This is a genomic window from uncultured Psychroserpens sp., from assembly GCF_947492715.1.
Classification (GTDB): domain Bacteria; phylum Bacteroidota; class Bacteroidia; order Flavobacteriales; family Flavobacteriaceae; genus Psychroserpens.
Genome location: NZ_CANLNS010000001.1, coordinates 1,300,883 through 1,319,885, shown reverse-complemented (window position 1 = coordinate 1,319,885; position 19,003 = coordinate 1,300,883). Strand labels below are relative to the sequence as shown.

At 34.3% G+C, this 19,003-nt stretch carries 16 protein-coding genes; 10 read left to right on the top strand and 6 right to left on the bottom strand.

Annotation, left to right across the window (positions count from 1 at the left end; translation table 11 throughout):
- From Q0787_RS05965 to Q0787_RS05950, 4 genes are all read right to left on the bottom strand, one after another.
- Positions 1-483: a hypothetical protein gene (locus Q0787_RS05965; protein WP_298901322.1), complete on the bottom strand. Its 483-nt coding sequence runs from the start codon at positions 481-483 to the stop codon at positions 1-3.
- Positions 484-530: 47 nt separating this feature from the next.
- Complete coding sequence (locus Q0787_RS05960; RefSeq protein WP_298901321.1) at positions 531-1,661, bottom strand: hypothetical protein; 1,131 nt, start codon at positions 1,659-1,661, stop codon at positions 531-533.
- Positions 1,662-1,971: 310 nt separating this feature from the next.
- A complete protein-coding gene (locus tag Q0787_RS05955) occupies positions 1,972-3,261 on the bottom strand; it encodes an aminopeptidase P family protein (RefSeq protein WP_298901320.1) in 1,290 nt (429 codons plus the stop codon).
- Between the two features lie 98 nt (positions 3,262-3,359).
- Positions 3,360-3,938 carry a Crp/Fnr family transcriptional regulator gene (locus Q0787_RS05950; RefSeq protein ID WP_298901319.1) on the bottom strand — a complete coding sequence of 193 codons (579 nt, stop codon included), beginning with the start codon at positions 3,936-3,938 and terminating at the stop codon, positions 3,360-3,362.
- 140 nt (positions 3,939-4,078) lie between these two features.
- Here Q0787_RS05950 and Q0787_RS05945 point away from each other — a divergent pair, with 140 nt between their 5' ends.
- On the top strand, positions 4,079-5,887 hold the full coding sequence (locus Q0787_RS05945) for a T9SS type A sorting domain-containing protein (protein WP_298901318.1): 1,809 nt from the start codon (positions 4,079-4,081) through the stop codon (positions 5,885-5,887).
- A gap of 74 nt (positions 5,888-5,961) precedes the next feature.
- Here the strand turns inward: Q0787_RS05945 and Q0787_RS05940 are convergent, their stop codons facing one another.
- On the bottom strand, positions 5,962-6,264 hold the full coding sequence (locus Q0787_RS05940) for a hypothetical protein (RefSeq protein ID WP_298901317.1): 303 nt from the start codon (positions 6,262-6,264) through the stop codon (positions 5,962-5,964).
- Positions 6,265-6,403: 139 nt separating this feature from the next.
- Positions 6,404-7,669, bottom strand: coding sequence for a hypothetical protein (locus tag Q0787_RS05935; RefSeq protein ID WP_298901316.1), 1,266 nt, complete (start codon positions 7,667-7,669; stop codon positions 6,404-6,406).
- A 212-nt stretch (positions 7,670-7,881) separates the two neighbouring features.
- On the opposite strand from Q0787_RS05935, the gene Q0787_RS05930 reads away from it, so the two are divergent.
- The 9 genes from Q0787_RS05930 to Q0787_RS05890 all read left to right on the top strand — a co-directional run bounded on the left by Q0787_RS05930 (position 7,882) and on the right by Q0787_RS05890 (position 18,887).
- The gene (locus Q0787_RS05930) at positions 7,882-8,928 is read left to right on the top strand and encodes a sensor histidine kinase (RefSeq protein ID WP_298901315.1); all 1,047 of its coding nucleotides are present in this window, start codon (positions 7,882-7,884) and stop codon (positions 8,926-8,928) included.
- Positions 8,928-9,638, top strand: coding sequence for a LytTR family DNA-binding domain-containing protein (locus tag Q0787_RS05925; protein ID WP_298901314.1), 711 nt, complete (start codon positions 8,928-8,930; stop codon positions 9,636-9,638). The genes Q0787_RS05930 and Q0787_RS05925 overlap by 1 nt, the downstream gene beginning before the upstream one ends.
- 102 nt (positions 9,639-9,740) lie before the next feature.
- Positions 9,741-12,584, top strand: coding sequence for a sialidase family protein (locus tag Q0787_RS05920; RefSeq protein WP_298901313.1), 2,844 nt, complete (start codon positions 9,741-9,743; stop codon positions 12,582-12,584).
- A 43-nt stretch (positions 12,585-12,627) separates the two neighbouring features.
- A complete protein-coding gene (locus Q0787_RS05915; protein WP_298901312.1) occupies positions 12,628-13,497 on the top strand; it encodes a hypothetical protein in 870 nt (289 codons plus the stop codon).
- A gap of 209 nt (positions 13,498-13,706) precedes the next feature.
- Positions 13,707-14,942, top strand: a complete 1,236-nt coding sequence (locus Q0787_RS05910; RefSeq protein ID WP_298901311.1) for a hypothetical protein — start codon at positions 13,707-13,709, stop codon at positions 14,940-14,942.
- Between the two features lie 96 nt (positions 14,943-15,038).
- The gene (locus tag Q0787_RS05905) at positions 15,039-15,734 is read left to right on the top strand and encodes a succinate dehydrogenase cytochrome b subunit (protein ID WP_298901309.1); all 696 of its coding nucleotides are present in this window, start codon (positions 15,039-15,041) and stop codon (positions 15,732-15,734) included.
- A gap of 2 nt (positions 15,735-15,736) precedes the next feature.
- Positions 15,737-17,749: a fumarate reductase/succinate dehydrogenase flavoprotein subunit gene (locus tag Q0787_RS05900; protein WP_298901308.1), complete on the top strand. Its 2,013-nt coding sequence runs from the start codon at positions 15,737-15,739 to the stop codon at positions 17,747-17,749.
- Between the two features lie 18 nt (positions 17,750-17,767).
- A complete protein-coding gene (locus Q0787_RS05895) occupies positions 17,768-18,121 on the top strand; it encodes a hypothetical protein (RefSeq protein ID WP_298901307.1) in 354 nt (117 codons plus the stop codon).
- Between the two features lie 19 nt (positions 18,122-18,140).
- Positions 18,141-18,887 carry a succinate dehydrogenase/fumarate reductase iron-sulfur subunit gene (locus Q0787_RS05890; protein ID WP_298901305.1) on the top strand — a complete coding sequence of 249 codons (747 nt, stop codon included), beginning with the start codon at positions 18,141-18,143 and terminating at the stop codon, positions 18,885-18,887.
- Positions 18,888-19,003 lie beyond the last annotated feature (116 nt).

Genomic DNA, 19,003 nt, shown 5'->3' with positions numbered 1-19,003 from the left:
TTAAAGTTTCCTTTTAAAAATATAACGTGTTATAAAGATGCCTTGGCCATCTTCTCCTCCCGCGTCACTTTCTACTGCGCTCGTGACAAAAACCAGATCCCAACCTTCTGCAATCATAGAGGTTAGTTTTGATGAAATCACGGCGTCATTGGCAGCAATATTTTGAAAACGAATACCACCAAGGTTATAAAAATTTAACAATTTGGTTTCTTCAAAATCTTTAACTCGAATGTCTTTCCGTTTCGATTTATTCCTCCCATTATCATCTTCCGTTTGCGTTGATGTGAATTTTTTATAATCTCTGTTTTCATTTGCAGAAATCAATCTTGATCTACCAAGGCCATTTGGTACTATAGACTCTACACTTGTTATTACCTTTACTTCCCATTTTGGGGTGGTTTTTGTTGCTGTATCCTGCTCTTGAGCATCTAAACTAAAGATTGAGGCTAATACAAATACGCTTAATACAATTATCTTTTTCATGTGTTTTACCTTTTTTAAGGATTTGTTTTTATAGTTAAACTTGTTTCTTAATTTATAAATTTTGTGGCTACTTTCCTCTTTTTAATCTCATTATCACTCATCCAATGTATGTCATCAAAACTAGCAGAATCTAAGGTATAGAAATAAAATTCTGGACCATCTTCCTTACCCATACACATTGTGAAAAACTCTATTTGATATTGATGGGCAGGATGATCTTTTGGAATATCTGTTGCTGTATATGCTCCAGCTCCCCAAGAATGTACACCAATTTTTGCACCTTTATTAACAATACGTTCTTTACCTGCACAAAATAAGTCGACACCACCAGAAGCAATAACACTATTGCTCAATACTTTTGTAGTGAAGCCATGTTCTCTAACCAAACGTCCAGTATGCATATTAACCTCATCATTTACTGAACCCGAGATATTTCCTAAAACTAAAGTTTTGATATTAGGGTGATTCTTGATGACGTCTTTTAGCTGTATAAAAGTAAGCGTCCCTAAAGTTCCATTTATATGTGCTTCATTATCCTTAATCTCTATGGTGCTATCACCTGCTCCCATAATGGCTTCGTTTGTGGTAAAGGAAATATCATATGTCGAATCTGAAGTTACATCGTTAAGATTCCCCTTAAATGATACATCTAATTCTTCTATGTCATTTACGATTACATTAATGTTTCCAATGGCTTTTGGATTATTGTACAAATCTTCTAAAATTGGACTCTCCTCTTCAGATAGTTTAACAAGGTTTCCATTAAATATTAAACCATGCGTTTCGAAGTTTTTATCATTAAATATAGACACATTTTCTGCAATCTGTAATAGCGTTTTTTCGTTATCTCCTTCTTTAAATACTGTAATTAAAAAGAGTTCATTTCCGTCTTCCTCTGGCATAAAAAAGATTATAGGATAGTTCTTCTCATTGATTTTTATCTTTGTGTTTTTTATCAGCTTAAATTGCTCTTTTGCAACGCCATCTATGTCTTTTTTTGATATGCCTTCATCTTCAAAGTTTGCCCAACATTTATTGTTATACCAATAACCGTTGTTATTATCACATTCCTTTTTTGTTATTACGTTATAGGTTTTTGATAGTTCCTTTACATTCAATTGCCCGCTACAGGACAAAGATGTTACTACTAAAAACATGGTAATTAATACATTCTTCATTTTTCTTTTATTTTAAATTATACAATAGCTTTTTAAACAAAAAAAATGCACATACCTCTTCTTAAAAAAGAGGTATGTGCATTTTACTACACAAATTTTAACGATGTCATTTTTCCTATTTCTTCCTCATGCTGAAAAACGACTGTTACAAGATGTTATATATTTAAGACGCTAAGGTGAAGAAAATGTTACAACTGATATGTAAACTATTTTTATGGCCTAATCATTTTGAGTTGTGTTTCTACGTTTAAGATTCATACATTGCTAAATAATCGCAAACATAACACGAGCATCAATATATCTCCATATTTTAATTCATAAGTTCCTCTATCTCATCGGCTTCAATTGGAATATTCCTCATAAGATTAAATGGTTCTCCAGAATCTTGAATCACAACATCGTCTTCTAAACGAATACCAAACCCTTCGTCGGGAAGGTAAATTCCAGGTTCTACAGTAAATACCATATTGGCTTGCATTGGTTCTGTTAAAATTCCATAATCATGTGTATCTAATCCCATATGATGAGACGTACCATGCATAAAATACTTTTTATAGGCAGGCCAATCTTTATTTTCATTTTGAACATCGGCCTTATCCAATAAACCTAATCCTAATAGTTCTGAAGTCATTAACTTCCCAACCTCAACATGGTAATCTGCCCATATTGTTCCTGGGACCAACAACTTCGTGGCATCATTTTTCACACGATTTACTGCATTATATACGGCTTTCTGTCTATCTGTAAAACGACCTGAAACTGGTATTGTACGAGACATATCACTAGCATAATTAGCGTATTCAGCTCCAACATCCATTAGGATTAAATCGCCTGCTTTACATTGCTGATTGTTTTCAATATAGTGTAAGACATTGGCATTATTTCCTGAAGCAATTATCGGTGTATATGCAAATTTCTTAGAGCGATTACTTAGAAATTCATGCATGAATTCAGCTTCAATTTCAAACTCCCAAACGTCAGGCTTAACAAAATTTAAAACGCGACGAAATCCTTTTTCGGTGATATTACAGGCCTGTTGTAATAAGTCTAATTCTATAGTGTCTTTAACAGAACGTAGTCGTTGTAATATTGGGTTGCTCTTTGCTACGCTATGTGCAGGATATTTTTCTCGTAACCATTTTGTATAGCGATCTTCTCTTGTTTCTGTTTCAACTGAAGCTCTATAATGTTCATTAGTATTAATATAAACAGTATCGCACTGTGTCATAAGTTCAAACATGATTTTCTCCATATCTTGAAGCCAATACACCGTTTTTATCCCGCTTGTTTCTAAGGCTGCCTCTTTGGTTAATTTTTCACCTTCCCAAACTGCTATATGCTCGTTAGTTTCTTTTAAAAATAAAACTTCTCTATGTTGTTCTTTTGGGCAATCTGGAAACAAAACCAAAATACTTTCCTCTTGATCCACTCCGCTTAAATAAAATATATCACGATGCTGTTCAAATGGCATTGTACTATCTGCACTTATCGGATAAATATCATTAGAGTTAAAAACCGCTAAGCTATTTGGCTTCATTTTTGACATGAAGTTTTTTCGGTTTTTAATAAAAAGGTTACGATCAATTTTGTGATATTTCATGAGGTTATGAATTTATATTCCCAACAAAGCAGGAATCAATGAATACTTATTTCTTCAAAAATAATTAAAGAAAAATGTATTTAACCAGCCAAATGGCGTTAATTTATATTTTTCCGAATTCTACTCATATGTCGGTCTGAAATCCCTAAAAAAGACGCCAAATAGTGTAAAGGAACTTGTTGTAGTAATTTGGAGTCATTACTCAATAACTTCTTATATCGTTCTTCTGGAGAAAGTGTCAACAAATCAATTCGATAATCATCTATAAGGTAAATTTGATTTTCAATTAGATTGTAATAAAACTTATAAAACCCAGTGTTATTTTCTAATAAATAGTTGAATCCATCAAGATTAATTACCCAAAGTTCGCACGCACTAATCGCTTTTATACTTTTTCTTGAAGCCTCATTGTTGATAAAACTTTTTAATGCCGATGTACAAGAGTTCGTCATCGCTAAATACGTTGTCTTTTCTTCGCCTGACACTAAAATAGAATGTTGTAGAACACCTGCTTCTATAAAACAGAAATAAGGGCAGACCTCGCCTTCTTTAACGAAAAAATCATTTCGTTTTAAACTTATCTTTTGAAAAACCCCAGATATTTCAGAAACCCCGTCTTCTAACCGATTGTCGTTTATAACAAGTCTTAAATAATTTTCGAAATTGGCTTTTGACATTTTTATTCCAATATATTGATAGGATGAAACCTAAAGTGACGTAAAGATAAATAGATTAACTAATTCTTTTATTTTGTCGTTAAAATGTTATATTTGTTCGTTGAAATGCAAATTTCGATTACTAACCCTAAATTTACGACATGAAAAAAACTACACTAACCACTGTGTTATTAGCAGTATGCTTATCCCTATTAGTAGTAAACACATCCAATGCTCAAGAACTTTTATATGAGGTTCCATTGCAGACACAAGTACAATCTTCTTCAAAAATTATAGAAGGAAAAGTAATCTCGAAGGCTTCTTTTTGGGATAATGACCATCACAATATATATACTGTGAATACTGTAGAGGTCTATAAAATTTTTAAAGGTCAATCTATAACTGAAACCATCGAAATTATTACTCCAGGAGGTACAGTTGGGTCAGAATCTGAGATCGTAACTCCTAGTTTAACATTAAATATTGGAGATCTTGGTGTTTTTATGCTTCACAATAACGATGTGTCTTTAACTAATAATAGTACCCAAGCCACGTTTAAACCATTTGCATCATCGCAAGGGTTTTATAAGTATAATCTAAATAACAATACCGTTCATAATCCTTTTCAAGCTAAAGAAGGTATTACAAGTACTTTTTATAATCAAATTAGAACCCTAACGAATCATACAGCTATTCTCGAGGTTTCTGATTTTGATGTGGATGCTATTTTCGAAAGTAATAATGCCAACAGAAATGGAAATGGTACGACTTCAATAACAAGTTTCGCTCCTACAACTTTAAATGGAGGTGTAAAAGATCAATTAACAATTACTGGAGCTGGTTTTGGAGCTACAGAAGGTACAGTAGAATTTAGAGATGCCAATGCTGGTGGAGAAGACAATATGGGAACTCCTGTTTATTATGCTGCCCTTTCTACTCAAATTGTAAGCTGGTCAAATACTGAAATCATCGTAGAAGTTCCTTCTAGAGCTGGAACTGGTGACATTAGAGTAACTACTAATGGTGGTGGGTCTTCTGACGTATCAAGTCAAACATTAACAGTCTTTTATTCTCAAATCAACCCTTCTAATGGGACTAACGCTTTTTCTTCTCAACATTTTGACACTAATGGAAATGGCGGATACACATGGCAAATGTTTACAGATTTTGATGCCAATGCGAGTGCTAAGGCTTCGTTCTTAAGAGCTTTTGATACATGGGTTTGTACCACAGGTATTAATTGGGAAATTGGCGCAGTTACAACAACAGATGTTATTGCATCAGATGGAATAAACATTATTCGTTTTGATAATGGTACAGAATTACCTCAAGGTGTTCTTGGACGTTGTACATCAAGATTTGGTTCTTGTGGTGGACTCGAAGCGGTTGTTACCGAATTGGATATTGTGTTTAACGATACATTTACTGGAAGTTTATCTGCTCTCTCTTGGGAGTATGGTCCTGGTACTGCTACTGGTTTTGAAGTAGATTTTGAAAGTGTTGCCGTACACGAATTAGGACATGGTCACCAATTAGCCCATATTATTGATTCTGGAGAAGTAATGCATTACTCCATTGCAAATGGTCAAAACAGTAGAGATCTTGGTGCAAGCGACTTAGCAGGAGGAACTAATGTTATGAATACTAACATCAATACTTCGGTATGTTCTCAACCTCAAATGACCTATTCGGCATGTTCTACACTTGGCGTAGACGAAAGTGTTTTAATCGAAAATATATCTGTTTTTCCTAATCCCGCTAAAAACAGTTTAAATATTCGTAATGCGTCTAGTATTTCGATAGAAAATATGAGTATTTATGATGTTAGAGGAAGACATATATTTACTGAAAGTGGAGATACATCGAATAACTTAAACACTATTAATGTAAGTCAGTTAAATTCGGGAGTTTATTTTATTAAAATACAAATGGACCATTTAACGATAAGCAAAAAATTCATTGTAGAATAAATTAAATAATGCTAAAGCACAAAAAAGGCGTTCAAATTACATGTTGAACGCCTTTTTATAGTATTACTATAGAGTTATTTACTACCCATAGCATTCTTTATCATTCCCACGATTGCCATGAGAACGCCACCTCCAACACCACCTCCAGCAACACTACCAAGTATGCTTGATAAATCCATGCTAGTTGAAGCTGCGGCTGCTTCTGCGCCTCCTAATCCTAACATTCCTAAAAGTTGACCGCCAAGCCCTCCTCCAAGGAGTCCTAAAATTGAGTTACCAAGTGTTCCTAAAGAAAACTTCTTCATTAGTGATCCTGCCAGATTTCCACCAACAGCACCGCTGACTAATTGGATAATTAAAGGTAAATACTCTTCCATTTTTAATAAAGTTATTAGTTAATATTTTGAAAAATAGTGATTTTTTTAGTTAAAAAAATAAAAACCATTCAATTTAATTAACATTTTTATTACAAATTCAAAAACAATGACCCATTTAATTCTATTGTTTTCAATGGACTTAATTTGATCTATTTGGTACTGGATCTTCATCTACAGGCAATAAAAGCTGAAAATCATAACCATATATGAGATTTTTCAATTTATGATAATCTCCTGTTTTAGGTAGCTGAATTTCATTGTTCTCTAGTGCCTCTCTTATTGCTTTCAAATTAATAATACCCCAAGAATCTTGTTTTGCCAATGGCATAAATACCTTATAGCGCTTATACCCTCTTTTATACCTTTCAAAATTGTCGATGATTTTTCCGTCACTTCCAATTTCATATGGTTTCCATGAGTTAATGGTTGTTGCAACGGTTCCGTTTTTCTGTGCTAAAGATTCTACAAGTTCACCTATGTCATATGCACCATTTGAAAATGTTTTTTTAGCATGTAGACTCCCTATCTTCGTAAAAACCTTTGGTTGTCTTTCTTTTTTTGTCGCTTGATTATAATGGCTCATAAAATTATTACGCATGTAGCTAATTCGATCTACATGAGAGTCATTTCTCCAATTAATATAAATATCCCAACTAATAATTAAATCTTTAATAAGAGCTTGTGCCTTTTCATTAGACTTATCAAATGCATCAAAATAGTCCCTAACTACCTTTTCTTTTTTAATGCGACTATAGGCGCCATCGATTTCGTTCTTAAATTCGGCTAAAAAGTGCTTAAACATAATTGCTTTAGCTTGGTTTTGAAGCGATACTATGTTGCTGTAATTTGGATGCTCTTTTGCCGTTTTTGTTAGCTCATCCATTAAGAAAAAAGCCGAGAAATAAAATTCTTGATCTAATCCCCAAAGTTGCATATTTCGAACACGTGCTTCTTTTAGAAATTCGGCATCTGAGATGCTCGTAAAAAATGGAATGGGCTCGGCAACCTCTTCGCCTTGAACTACCGTATACTTTGAATAAAAGGAGTTTAAGTTTTCAACCGTTTTGGACGCTGGTGTAGACAATTCGGCGAGTTTAGTTGCAGAATGTGGTCCAACCTCAATGGCAAAATACTTAAATCCAGCATCAGAAAGTAAAGGAATAAATGCTTTATTAAAAATTGAAGTTTGATTTGAACCATGCATTTCACCGTAAACCACAAATTGTGATTGATTAGCAATAGCTTCTATAACCGATTTACCTTCTCCAGAAATTGTATTGTCTTTAATGGAGAAATAATGAGTGTATGATCTTAAAATCTCTGTATCTAAATTGGGTGGTTCGTTTTGAGCTTCTACAGTGTGACATACAATAATAGCAAGCAATAATATAAAAGTATTTTTCATGTGATAAAAAGTTTATGTTAAACGCTATTGTAATATTAGTACGTTATGTTTTGAGGATTTTCAAAATATGATATACGCATATGTAGATTATGTCAATGCCTTGTTTTATTCTATTTTTGAAGTGATCCCATAAATATCGGTATTGGTGTAAAAAAACAACCTGTTCGTATAATTAAACAAACAACTCTATAGAATGGTATTAAATTCGTTGCATGCGGTTATCTAAAGAACTTAAATACAATATTATTTTTGGGTTATTACTCATTTTAATAGGGCAAACCTGGGAATATTCTAACGACTTAATTTTTAATCAAGGAAGAACAACTTGGTTTAAACCAGGATCAGTTATACTCTTTTTTACCTATAACATTGCCTATTTTACTGTTTACATTTTAAATTATCTGATTTTCGCTCCGCGATTTCTAAAGCCTAATAAAATTGTGCAATACCTGTTTTCATTTGTTATAATGACCTTATGTTTTGCTGTTGTTAGGTTTCTTTTAGAAGAGGTTTTAATTTTAGAGTTGTTTAATTTCCATAATTATAACCTAGAAAGACAAAATATCGTAGCCATTTATCTCACAGATAGCGCTTTGTACGCCTTAAGGCCCTGTCTATTTAGTAGTCTAATGTTTTTGTTCTTTAGATTCGCAGAAAATAAATCTAGAATGCATCAATTAGAATTACAGCATCAAGAAGCTCAAATGGCAATGCTAAAATCTCAAATAAGCCCACACTTCCTTTTCAACACTTTAAATAGTTTTTACTCAGAATTATATGAAACACAAACCGAAACCGCAGATGATATTCTAAAACTGTCTAAATTATTACGATATGTCACGTATGACTCTAAAGATAATTTTATGCCATTAGCTAAAGAAGTCAATTTCATTCAAGATTATCTTTACTTTTATAAACGGAGATATGAAGACGAATTTTATGTGGATTTATCAATAAAAGGAAACGTAAGCACCCAAAAAGTCCCATCACTCATGCTTATTCATTTTGTCGAAAACCTATGTAAGCATGGCATCATAAACGATTCAAAACACCCAGCATCTATTAAAATTAATGTGGAAGATCAATTTTTGGAAATTCAAACCACAAATGAAGTAAATGCTTCTGAAAATTATATGGACAAGGGAATTGGATCTCATAATATTAAAAAACGTTTAGAGCTTTTATTTGATAAAAACTACACATTGAATACCGAAAACGAAAACAATATGTACTTCGCTTATTTAAAAATACCGCTTTAATGCAACAATTAAAATGTATTATTATAGATGACGAACCAGCAGCTGTACGGTTGCTAGAGCGCTATGTGTCTAATGTAGCCTTTTTAAGGTTACAAGAGACATTTACCAAACCTTTGGAAGCACTAGCTTTTTTAGAGTCTAATACAATAGATTTAGTGTTTTTAGATGTTCAGATGCCACAAATCACAGGCATTCAATTGTCAAAAATAATTACACCAAACACCCAAATTATATTCACTACGGCATATTCAGAGTTTGCCTTAGATAGCTATGACGTAGCCACTACAGATTACCTATTAAAACCGTTCGCCTTTGAACGTTTTTACAAAGCAGTTCTAAAAGCGCAAAAACATGCTTTGCATCCTTCTAAAACTGAAGACAATGAAGAGGGTTACATCTTTATAAAAACGGATGGCAAGCATAATTTTAATCGGGTTTTTATTGAAGATATTCTGTTTATTGAAGGCTTAAAAAATTATGTTTCAGTGCAGTTAAGTGGTCAACAAATTATAACCTATTCTACCTTAAAGCATCTATCAGATAGATTGCCTAAAACCCAATTTATTCAAATTCATAAGTCATATATTATTGCTTTTTCTCATATAGATAAGATTGATAATGATAGTGTATGGATTGGTGCAAAACAACTACCAATAGGCAACACTTATCGGAAAAAATTCTTTGAAGCTATTAACAAAAGACAGCTTTAAAGTGTTCTAAATATTTATAATGCATAAGCGTTAAATACAGTCCAAAATCATAGTTGTTATTTAAAAAATTGGTAATTTCATGCCAATAAAATTCTAACCAATATGTTCTATTCAAGATTTCTTTCATTTGCGCTTATTCTTAGTACTACTACAGTAATTGCTCAACAACCTGCAACCTCATCACAAACCATTGAGAATGCTATTGCCCAAAAGGAACAACTCTCAAAAACGTCTTTAGTTAAAAATGTTATGCTCGAAAATATCGGACCAACAATTATGAGCGGTAGAGTAACAGATTTAGATGTTAATCCAGAAGACCCAACAGAGTTCTATGTTGGCTATGCCTCTGGAGGTGTTTGGCACACAACCAATAATGGTACAACATTTAAGCCTATTCTAGATTCATCAAACACCCAAAATGTAGGTGATATCGCAGTAGACTGGAACAATGGAACTATTTGGGTTGGAACAGGAGAGAACAATTCATCCCGATCAAGTTATGCTGGAATTGGAATTTTAAAGTCTTCTGATAACGGAAAGACATGGCAAAATATGGGACTTAGAGACTCTCATCACATTGGTCGAATTTTAATAAACCCTAACAATCCAAATGAAGTTGTAGTTGGTGCTACCGGTCATTTATATTCTCCAAATCAAGAGCGAGGTATTTATAAAACTACAGATGGCGGAAAAACGTGGTCTCAAAAATTATTTGTTGACGACATGAGCGGCATTATAGATGTACAGCGCGACCCAAATAATTACAATCTTATGTTCGCGTCGTCTTGGACAAAAGATCGTAAAGCATGGAATTTCGACGGAAGTGGTAATAATTCTGCGATTTACAAAAGTACCAATGGTGGAGATACTTGGGCAAAAGTTTCTGTCGAAAAAAGTGGTTTCCCAACAGGTAAAGGTGTAGGCCGAATTGGTCTAGCAGTTTTTGATAATGACATTATTTATGCTATTCATGATAGTCAATTTCGACGCGCTTCCGAAGACAAAAAAGAGACTCCTAATAGTTTAACTAAGGAAGATTTCAAAACCATGTCTACCGAAACATTTTTAACATTAGATAATAAAAAGCTAAACGCGTACTTAAAAAGAAACGGTTTCCAAGAAAAGTATAGAGCAGACAATGTTAAACACATGGTTCGTAGTGGAAATGTGAAACCTATTGACCTTGCAAAATATTTGGAAAACGCCAATTCATTATTGTTTGACACCCCTGTTATTGGAACAGAAGTGTATAAAAGTACCGATGGGGGAATAACTTGGAAGAAAACCCATGATGGTTACCTAGATGATATTTATTACAGTTATGGCTATTACTTTGGGCATATTTATGTGGCGCCAAATGACGCGAACAATATCTACATTTACGGCGTACCTATTGTAAAATCTAAAGACGGAGGAAAAACGTTCAAATCTATTAGTGCTGAAAACGTTCATGCAGATCACCACGCACTTTGGATTAATCCTAAAAACCCTAATCACCTCATTAATGGTAATGATGGTGGGGTAAATATCACCTATGATGATGGTGAGAACTGGATTAAAAATAATTCACCCTCTGTAGGGCAATTTTATGCAATTAATGTTGACAACGCAAAGCCTTATAACGTGTATGGCGGACTTCAAGATAATGGGGTTTGGGTTGGTGCTAATAATGCCCGAGAAAATAAAAGATGGCATCAAAGCGGACAGTATCCTTGGGAAAGTATAATGGGAGGTGATGGTATGCAAATTCAAATAGATAATAGAGATCACAATGTTGTGTACACTGGTTTTCAATTTGGAAATTATTTTAGATTAAACCTAGAAACTGATGAACAGAGCTACATACAACCGAAACATGAACTGGGAGAAAATCCATATCGTTTTAATTGGCAAACACCTATATTATTGTCTCCCCATAATCAAGACATTCTTTATTTAGGAGGGAATAAACTCATGCGTTCTATGAATCAAGGTTCAGACTGGACAGCAATAAGTGATGATTTAACTAATGGAGGAAAAAAAGGGAACGTTGCCTATGGTACTTTAACAACACTAAGCGAATCTCCTTTTCAATTTGGTTTAATTTATACAGGAAGTGACGATGGCCTGGTCTATATTAGCAAAGATGCTGGAGGAAGCTGGGAAAACATTTCTAGTACATTACCTAAAGATCTTTGGGTGAGTCGTGTTGTCGCTTCTGAACATAAAAAAGAACGTGTTTATGTTACACTTAATGGCTATCGCTGGGACGATTTTAAAGTTTATACTTATATGAGCGATGACTATGGAAAAACATGGAAAGACGTTAGTTCAAACATTCCTGCTTCTCCTGTTAATGTTATAAGGGAGGATTCTGAAAATGAAAACATTTTATACCTAGGAACAGATAATGGTGCTTATGTCTCTTTTAATCAGGGACAACACTGGGAAGCGTTTAGTAACGGACTTCCAAACGTTGCTGTGCACGATATTGTAGTACAACCCGATGCAAAACATTTGCTAATAGGAACCCATGGAAGAAGTATTTACAAAGTTGATATTGCTCCTCTTCAACAAATGGACACTAAAATGATGTCTCAACCAATCACGCTGTTTAAGGTTAATGACACTAGGTATTCATCACGATGGGGAGATTCATTTAGTCAATGGTCTAGCCCTTTTGAACCGGAAATAGAAATATCGTTCTTTTCTAATGTTTCAGGAGAAAAAACAATGAAAGTACTTTCAGAAAAAGGTGCAGTATTAAACGAAATAAAAATGACAGCAGATAAAGGGTTTAACTATACTAGTTACGACTTGTCTCTCAATCAAAAAGGTCGAAAAGCACTTCTAAAAGAAAATTCTGGAATCATAATAAATAAAGCAAAAAATGGTAAGTATTACCTTCCAAAAGGGCTATACACCATTCAAGTTGACGGCGAAAAAACAAGATTCGAAATAAAATAAAGCTTGGGCTTAGGAGTTATACTAGAAACTCTAACAGAAATATATGAATACATCAAGATTAATTTGTGCCTTGGTATTTCTTTTAGTCTTTTCATGTAGTGAAGACCAAGATGACACCGCACAAGTTACTGGCCCAAACCTCATCATTAAACTAGAATTTAACCCTAATCAAGAACGCTTAGGTAATCTTGGTCAACCAGTATCTGTAGCAGATGGCAATGCGGCACAATCACCTACAATTAATAGAATGAGTGCTAATTATATTGAGTTTGCTCCTTTAGCAACAACCGCATTAGGAACTGGCGAAATTATTTTTGAAGGTAATGAAACAAATGCCGGAGGTGATCAAGCCATTGATTTTCAAAATGCCGTTTTTGCTGGTCATAATGAAACATTTCTAACCCTTCCATTAAGTACTGTTTCTGCAGGAAATTATAAATGGGTAAGGGTGTCTTTAGCCTACCAAGAAGGCACTATCAATGTCTTAGTAGACAATCAAGATATTTCTGGAACATTAGCAAGTTTTGTAGGATACAATTCATACATCACATCATTTGATCTCAATGGAAATACTATCGCTGTAAATGAAAATAAAGCTCAAGGGTTTTGGGTCTTTGAAGCCTTAGGGTTTACCTCGCAAGGTCAAGCTCCAGAAGGCGCAACAACAGTACCTAATCCTTTGTTTAATTCATCTCCAATACCACAAGGATCTTGTGTAGTTACAGGTGAATTTCAAAATGGATTAAGCATTTCTGGAGCAGAAACCGAAGATGTTGTAGTAACACTATCATTCTCTATAAACAATAGTTTTGAATGGATTGAAGTAAATTCAGACGGAAAATACGAACCCCAAGCTGGAGAACAGGTAGTAGATATGGGACTAAGAGGATTAATCCCTAGTATTTCAAATTAAGCCCATTATTAAAACTCCAAAACAACATCTAAGTAGATTATAGACACGTTTTAAAATAATTGACATTTCTTTTGCAGTTTTTTGACATTTATTAAATCACACCTACTTAGTTTTACACGGAACAAATTATCACTTTTAAAAAAAAATTAAAATACTACAACACTAATACATTTATATAACTAATATTTGCAACCTAACTATAATAAATTATGCTAAAGTCCGCCTTTCTACTCCTAGCATTATTTCTCTCTTCTATTGCCTTTGCGCAAGATGAGACAAGTAATGATCTTAAAATATTTCTTGATTGTAACGTCTGTGACAACACCTATATGAGGCAAAATCTAGGTAACGTACAATTTGTGAGAGACCAAGGCCTTAGCGATGTTCATTTGTTCTTTGTTACTCAAAGAAATGGTAGTGGAGGACGTTCCTACGAAATCGATTTTATTGGAAAAAACGAGTTTGAAGACATCAACTACAAATTAGAATTTTCAACAGATTCTAATATGACAAGAGATGATGAAAGAAAACGTACTTTAGAATATATCAAACTTGGTTTAGTACGATTTTGGATCGCCAATGGTACCATGACAAACGTCACAGTATCTGTTCCTAGCCCAGAAACCGAAACCGACAGTAAACCAGAAAAAGACCCATGGAATTACTGGGTGTTTCGTATTGGAGCAGGCGGTTATTTTAACGGACAAGAATCTAATAAATCCAGTAATTTAAACGTTAATGTCTCTGCCAGACGTGTGACAGAGAAAAATAAATTCTCTCTCAGACTTAATTTTGGTGAAAACAAATCAACTTTTACTTTTGATGGCGACGATATTGTAGCCATAAATAATAACAAATCTTTAAATGTAAGTGATGTTTTAAGCATCAATGATCACTGGTCTTATGGGTTCTTCGGAAATATTGGAACATCCACCTATAGCAACTACGAGTTGTTTTGGAGATTTAGACCTGCCATTGAGTACAACTTTTTTAACTATGCCGAATCGGCCAAAAAACAACTCATATTATCGTATAGAAATGGCCTTGTTTTCAACGACTATATTGAACGCTCTATTTTTGGTGAGGAAAAGGAACTTTTATTCGAACACTCTGTTCTTTTAGGCGGAAGTATTCGTCAGGAATGGGGAAATATTAATGGTGAAGCCTCTTTCAGTCAATACTTACATGATACCGATTTACATTCCTTTGGGTTTTATTTAGGCGCCAATGTTCGAGTTTTTAAAGGGTTTAATTTCAATGTTGGTGGTAACTATAGAATTACACGAAACCAGATTAACCTTCCTGCTGGAGATGTGTCGCTTGAAGAATTATTACTACAACAACAACAACTTCAGTCGGGTTATAACTACTGGGTTAACATAGGTTTTAGCTATCAATTTGGATCTATATACAACTCTATTGTGAACCCTAGATTTAACTTTTAATTAAACCCATTCTAAATAACTAAAATAGAAGCTAAAATTTGTAGCGCATACCTATGAACCTTATCTTTGTAGTACAAATAATTAACTACAATTATAATGAGCGGAATTTTAAATTCGTCGATAGGAAGAAAGTTTGCTATGGCACTTTCAGCACTCTTCCTAATGATTTTCTTACTTCAACATTTTGCAATTAATATTCTTTCTGTCTTTAGTCCAGATACTTTTAACGATGTTTCTCACTTTATGGGCACGTTTTGGGTCATTCAATATGTATTGCAGCCTGTATTAATTCTTGGTGTAATTTTCCATTTCGTTATGGGTTTTGCATTAGAACTTAAAAACAAAAAGGCTAGAAACATCAGCTATGCAAAAAATAATGGTGCTGCAAATTCTTCATGGATGAGTAGAAATATGATCTGGAGTGGATTGGCAATATTGGCTTTTATTGGATTGCACTTTTACGATTTTTGGTTTCCAGAAATCAACACAAAATTCATTCAAGGCGATATGTCTGGCCTAATCAATCCAGATGTTGCCGATAGTGGGTTTAGATATTACGAAGAATTACAACATAAATTTCACAGTCATGTAAGAACTATTCTATATGTTATTGCTTTTGTGTTTTTAGCGCTACACCTTTTACATGGTTTTAGCTCTGCGTTTCAATCGGTTGGAGCAAATAATAAATATACTAAAGGACTAAAAGGTTTTGGAAAAGCATACGCTATTCTAATCCCACTAGGCTTTGTTTTTATTGCGCTTTATCATCATCTTAAATATGTATTATCATAATTATGGCTTTAGATTCTAAAATACCTAAAGGTCCTATTGCAGACAAATGGACTAACTATAAAAATCACATCGACCTTGTAAATCCTGCAAATAAACGTAACATTGATGTTATTGTCGTTGGAACAGGTTTAGCTGGTGGATCTGCAGCCGCAACTTTAGCAGAACTTGGTTATAATGTAAAAGCATTTTGCTTTCAAGATTCTCCGAGACGCGCGCACTCGATTGCCGCTCAAGGTGGTATTAATGCCGCAAAAAATTACCAAGGTGATGGAGACTCCACTTACAGGTTGTTTTACGATACTGTTAAAGGAGGTGATTATAGATCAAGAGAAGCTAACGTTTATCGTTTAGCAGAAGTTTCGGCAAATATTATTGACCAATGTGTTGCTCAAGGCGTTCCTTTTGCACGCGAATATGGTGGTTTATTAGATAATCGTTCATTTGGTGGAGTATTAGTCTCAAGAACATTTTACGCTGCTGGACAAACAGGACAGCAATTGTTACTTGGTGCCTATTCAGCAATGAATCGCCAAATTGGTCGTGGTAAAATCAAAATGTATAACCGTCACGAAATGCTTGATGTTGTTGTTGTAGATGGAAAAGCTCGTGGTATTATAACGCGTAACTTAATTACAGGTGAAATTGAAAGACATTCGGCGCATGCAGTTGTTTTAGGAACTGGTGGTTATGGTAATGTATTTTTCCTATCAACAAATGCTATGGGAAGCAATGTAACAGCTGCTTGGAAAGCCCACAAACGTGGTGCTTACTTTGCAAATCCTTGTTATACTCAAATTCACCCAACATGTATTCCTGTTTCTGGAGATCATCAATCTAAACTAACCTTGATGTCTGAGTCTTTAAGAAATGATGGACGTATTTGGGTTCCTAAGAAAAAAGAAGATGTTGAAGCTATTAAAGCCGGAACATTAAAACCAAAGGATCTAGCTGAAGACGATCGTGATTACTACTTAGAACGTCGTTATCCTGCTTTTGGTAATTTAGTGCCTCGTGATGTAGCCTCTCGTGCGGCTAAAGAACGTTGTGATGCTGGTTATGGTGTAAATGCAACCGGTGAAGCCGTATTTTTAGATTTCGCTTCTGCAATTGAACGTTACGGGAAAGAACAAGCTCACGTTAAAGGTTTAGACGAGAATGATGCGGCTCTAGTAAAGTCTTTAGGGCAAGAAGTTGTTAAAAACAAATACGGAAACCTATTTCAAATGTATGAGAAGATCGTAGATCAAGATCCATACAATACACCAATGATGATTTATCCTGCAGTTCACTATACTATGGGAGGCGTTTGGGTAGACTATAATTTAATGACTACAGTTCCTGGACTCTATTGTATTGGAGAAGCGAACTTTTCTGATCATGGAGCTAACCGCTTAGGCGCTTCTGCCTTAATGCAAGGTTTAGCAGATGGCTATTTTGTGTTACCATATACTATAGGAGATTATTTATCTGATGATATTCGTACTGGTCCTATTTCAACAGATACGAAAGAATTTGAAGATGCCGAAAAAGAAGTTAAAGACAAACTAAATTTCTTTGTCACGAACGAAGGACAACATTCTGTAGATTATTTCCATAAGAAATTAGGTAAAATCATGTGGAATAAAGTTGGTATGTCTCGTAATGTGAAAGGTTTAACTGAAGCGATTTCGGAAATAAAAGAATTACGTGAGCAATTCTGGAAAGAAGTTAAAGTGCCCGGAACAAATGATGAGTATAATGAAGAACTAGCTAAAGCTGGTCGTGTTGCAGATTTCTTAGAACTAGGAGAATTATTCGCTAAAGACGCACTTAACAGGGAAGAATCTTGTGGAGGACACTTTAGAGAAGATTCAGTAGAACTGGATGGAGAACAAAAAGGTGAAGCAAAACGTGATGACGATAACTTTGCATATGTAGCAGCATGGGAATATAAGGGAGAACCTAGCGATGCCGTTTTACATAAGGAAGAATTAGAATTTAAAGATATTGAACTAAAGCAAAGAAGTTATAAATAAAAAAAGTACCAACTAACTATGAATACTTTAACACTTAAATTAAAGAAGGTTGATCCAGTTAAATATGCGATTATTGCAACATTAACCTATCTAGCAATTATGCTAATACTAATTGTCCCTATAATGTTAATTGGTTCAGCAGTTGGCGCGTCTCAAGATTTAGCAGGAGGCTTTGCCATGTTAGGTGGTGGTCTTTTTGCTATTGTATTTGGTTTAATTTTTTATGGCATTATTATATTTATTGTAACGTTAGTAGCTGCATTAGTTTTAAATTTCATTCTAAAGAAAACTGGAGGTTTACCAATGGACTTCGAAAAAAATGGATTGGATGTTGGTCAAATAGGGCAAGACTTTTTAAACGAAAAAAATTAGAAAATAAATTCATTATCATATGAATCTTACACTTAAAATATGGCGTCAAAAAAACGCTAACGATAAAGGAAAAATGGTAGACTATAAGGTCAATGATATTTCTCCTGATATGTCTTTCCTTGAAATGTTAGATGTTTTAAATGAACAATTAATAAATAAAGATGAAGAACCTATTGCCTTTGATCATGACTGTCGTGAAGGTATTTGCGGTATGTGTTCTTTATATATCAATGGAGAAGCTCATGGTCCAGATCGTGGCATAACAACCTGTCAGTTACATATGCGTATGTTTAAAGATGGTGACACTATTTATATAGAGCCATTTAGAGCAGCCGCTTTCCCTGTAATTAAAGATTTAATCGTAGATAGAAGTGCTTTTGATCGTATTCAGCATGCAGGAGGGTTTATCTCTGTAAATACTTCAGGAAATACAATAGATGCTAATGCTATTCCAATTAATAAACATGATGCAGACGATGCCTTTAGTGCAGCAACTTGTATTGGTTGTGGCGCTTGTGTGGCTTCGTGCAAAAACTCTAGCGCAATGTTATTTGTTGGAGCTAAAGTATCGCAATTCGCATTGCTACCTCAAGGACAAGTAGAAGCCACAGATCGTGTCTTGAACATGGTGAAACAAATGGATGAAGAAGGCTTTGGAAATTGTACAAATACTGGCGCATGTGAAGTAGAATGTCCTAAAGGGATTTCTTTAGAAAACATCGCTCGTATGAACCAAGAATATTTAAAGGCCTCACTTAAAGGATAAACTAACCAACCATATTCTAAATATATTTTAACCCAAGTTGTAATGACTTGGGTTTTTTGTTTTGTAACGCACGTCGATTTCAATCGTCTTTTATACAGAACTAAACCAGCATCCAT